The sequence below is a fragment of the Candidatus Aquicultor sp. genome, from assembly GCF_054640775.1.
In genome coordinates this window covers 1-2,868 of the sequence record NZ_JBTSLF010000289.1, presented here as the reverse complement: position 1 = coordinate 2,868, position 2,868 = coordinate 1, and the positions used below count along the sequence as shown (strand labels likewise).

The 2,868-nt window shown below is 63.5% G+C and carries 6 protein-coding genes; 2 read left to right on the top strand and 4 right to left on the bottom strand.

The genetic code is table 11. The annotated features are described in order from the left end of the window. Positions 1-307, top strand: a 307-nt coding sequence (locus ACYC56_RS14305; RefSeq protein WP_461374845.1) for a TetR-like C-terminal domain-containing protein, incomplete at its 5' end; no start/stop codon positions are given. A gap of 359 nt (positions 308-666) precedes the next feature. On the opposite strand, the gene ACYC56_RS14300 is transcribed toward ACYC56_RS14305, so the two are convergent. Continuing rightward, positions 667-1,020 carry a HepT-like ribonuclease domain-containing protein gene (locus ACYC56_RS14300; RefSeq protein WP_461374844.1) on the bottom strand — a complete coding sequence of 118 codons (354 nt, stop codon included), beginning with the start codon at positions 1,018-1,020 and terminating at the stop codon, positions 667-669. Further along, on the bottom strand, positions 1,010-1,249 hold the full coding sequence (locus ACYC56_RS14295; protein ID WP_461374843.1) for a nucleotidyltransferase family protein: 240 nt from the start codon (positions 1,247-1,249) through the stop codon (positions 1,010-1,012). Before ACYC56_RS14295 ends, ACYC56_RS14300 begins: the two co-directional genes overlap by 11 nt. Positions 1,250-1,283: 34 nt before the next feature. On the opposite strand from ACYC56_RS14295, the gene ACYC56_RS14290 reads away from it, so the two are divergent. Further along, positions 1,284-1,451: a hypothetical protein gene (locus ACYC56_RS14290; protein ID WP_461374842.1), complete on the top strand. Its 168-nt coding sequence runs from the start codon at positions 1,284-1,286 to the stop codon at positions 1,449-1,451. Between the two features lie 331 nt (positions 1,452-1,782). Here ACYC56_RS14290 and ACYC56_RS14285 read toward each other — a convergent pair whose 3' ends face one another. Together ACYC56_RS14285 and ACYC56_RS14280 are read right to left on the bottom strand one after the other, a co-directional pair. Beyond that, positions 1,783-2,133 carry a HepT-like ribonuclease domain-containing protein gene (locus ACYC56_RS14285; protein ID WP_461374841.1) on the bottom strand — a complete coding sequence of 117 codons (351 nt, stop codon included), beginning with the start codon at positions 2,131-2,133 and terminating at the stop codon, positions 1,783-1,785. After that, complete coding sequence (locus ACYC56_RS14280; RefSeq protein ID WP_461374840.1) at positions 2,123-2,422, bottom strand: nucleotidyltransferase family protein; 300 nt, start codon at positions 2,420-2,422, stop codon at positions 2,123-2,125. Before ACYC56_RS14280 ends, ACYC56_RS14285 begins: the two co-directional genes overlap by 11 nt. Positions 2,423-2,868: the final 446 nt, after the last annotated feature.

The following is a 2,868-nucleotide window of genomic DNA, read 5'->3' as shown; positions in this document are numbered from 1 at the left end:
CTCAGAACGCAACGTCGAACTTGCCGGGGTGATCGGCGTGCTGCAGGCGGAGTACTACCAAGAAACCGGTCTCACCCCGGCGGCGCTCCGCGAGCGTATCCCAGGCGGCAATAGCGAGATCATGGAGCAGTTTCTTCGCCGGGCAGTCGACCGTGGCGAGATCGACACCGATCACATCACCCCGCGGATCGCCCGGCTGCCGATCGATCTCGTCCACCACGAGATGACCATGACCCTCGCGCCGATGACCGAAGCGGCTCTTGTAGAGATCGTCGACACGATCTTCCTTCCCCTGCTTCGTCGCTGAGGGCGGCTTCTCGTTTCCGCGCCTGTAGGCGCTTGGCCGCGCTCGCGGCATGACGTGCCGCCCATCGATAGCCTTGGTGTGAGGAGACTCCGCGCAGCCACCAATGAGGACTGGCGTCGTGAAGATGCCATGAGCGATCGGTAGGCGACCGGTGGGGCTGACTTCTGCAATTTGCAGAGAGAAACGTTGTCGAAATGACAACGTGGTGGGCCTAAGTGGACAGCTTTCGAACCTTCGGGAGGCGGTCAAACGCCTGTTCAGCGATCTTCACGACGGTTCCGGTAAGAAACAGTAGGCGAGCGTCACCAAGTGGACGCCGTCTGGCCCGGCCCTCGCTGAACTCGAAACGTGACTGCTTGTCAGGGCGCCCCGCGCAACTCATCGATCAACACATCGCACTCGCGCCGCAAGACAGGCGCGTCGTTCTTTGCGATCGCCCAGACGGTCGCGTCGATGATGGCGGCGTAGTCGTGCACGAGCTGATTGCGAAAGCCGACAATCATGCGGGCGTGCGAGACGCGGGCGGCGAGTTCCGGGTCGAGTCGCGACATTGAGTTGACGGCCTCGCCGATGATCGTGAACTCGCGCTCGACTGCCGAACGCAGCGTTCGATTGACTTCATACCCCGGCAAGTCGACACCGTCGAGCGCGACCGCGACGGCATCACAAGCCTCGACGATGTCCGAGAGATACGCGAGTGCGCTACGCGGCATAGAACAGCTGCTTCGTGCGCTCGATGTCATGCGCGATGTAGCGGTTCTTAACCGCACCGACCATGACGAGATCGACCGCGACGTCGAGGAGCCTCCGCAGCTCATCGAGCATGTCGAAATAGGCCTTGGCGAGCTCGTAGGGATCCCGGGGGGCGAACTCGACGAGCAGGTCCACGTCGCTCTCGCCCGGGCGGAACTCGTCGCGCAAGACGGAGCCGAAGACGTCCATGCGAACGACCCCATAGCGAGTGCACAACTCAGCGATGGCGTCACGGTTACTCTCAAGCACAACGTCCATTCCGAACCTCCGAGCCAATGCTACCCAGGAATCTGCAGCCGCGCCAAGCGGCTTGCTGCAGGACGCGCTGGTCATCCTGACCAGGAATGATCTGCGTGTGCCCGGCAAGAGCAACCCCAACTCGCGCAGATGACTGTACCACTATGCTCGGATCAACCCGCGGTCCACGGAAGCCGCCAGAAACGCCGGCGTGGTTCCCCTGGCGATTGGCGCTCGTGACCTTGGGCATCGGCGCGTCTCTGGGCGTACTGCCGTGCGCAACTGACGCACGGACATACGGGACAGCGATCGGGTAGGCGACCGGGTAGGCTGAAGTTGGCCGCTTGCAAGGAGAAACGTTGTCGAAATGACAACGTGGTGGACCTAAGTGGACAGCTTTCGAACCTTCGAGAGGTCGTTCTCCACCTTACCCAGGAACTCTCCAGCCTGGGGGAGTCGTCGGGTGCAGGTCCGCGCCCAGCGGCTTAGGAGGCGCTGCCATCTTCGAGTATCGCGTTCAGCCGCCCGATCAGTCCCGGAAGGTCCTCGCGCACCGTCTTCCAGACGAGCGCCAGATCGACGTCGGCGTAGTCATGCACCACGACGTTGCGCATGCCGATCATCTCGCGCCAGGGAATCTCCGGGTGGGCCGCTTGCAACTCCCCCGAGACGCCACGCGCCGCCTGACCGATGAGCTGGATGGCGCGCACCACGGCGTAGCCGACGAGGCGATCGGCGGCGAAGCTCTCCGCAGTGTGCCCGTCGCTGAACTCGAGCGCGGCCTCGGCGGCCTCCACCATCTGCGCGATGAAGACACTGTCCCGCCTATGCGGCATAGGCCACCTCAGCCGAGTCCACGACGTCCTCGCGGAAGAAGTGGCTGAGGCTGGCCGGCGTGTGCAGGTCGACGTCGCGTCCGAGGAGCTCGCCGAGCTCGCGCTGCAGACCGACGAACTCAAAGAGGCCGATCCCGGCATCGGGGGCGAACTCGACCAGCACGTCGATGTCGCTCTCGGGACCGAAGTCCTCACCCAGGACGGAGCCGAAGAAGGAGAGGCGAAGGATGCCGCTGCGCCGGCAGAAGGCAGCCAGTCCCTCTGCGTCGATATCGATCTGCAGACTCACGCCGCACCTCCTCTTCGTTCGCAAGGGCTTGTGACCTCTGGCGTCCGTATTGTACGTCAGCTCGGGCCGCATCCGGTCTGTGGTTACAGCGTGGAGGGGCGATCGGGGAGGCGACCGGACATCAGAAGTGCACCATCTACCGGGAGAACGTTGCCGGATCGACAACGTTGGTGGGCCTAACTAGACAGCTCTCGAACTTGCGGCTCGAAGTGCAGCGACTCGTTAGCTGCCGGAGTGATGAGATGAAGTGAGTTCCGATTCGCCCGCCGAGCTGAGACACTACCACCATGGGCGACCCCAATGGCGATAGCACCGAGATAACGGATCTGCGCGAAGAATGCGCTCGCCTCCTGGCGGAGAACGCCAGTCTGAGGTCGCGGCTCGAGGTGGTGGAGGCCGAGCGGCAGGCGTCACAGTTCCAGGCCCCTCCCGCGACACATCCCATG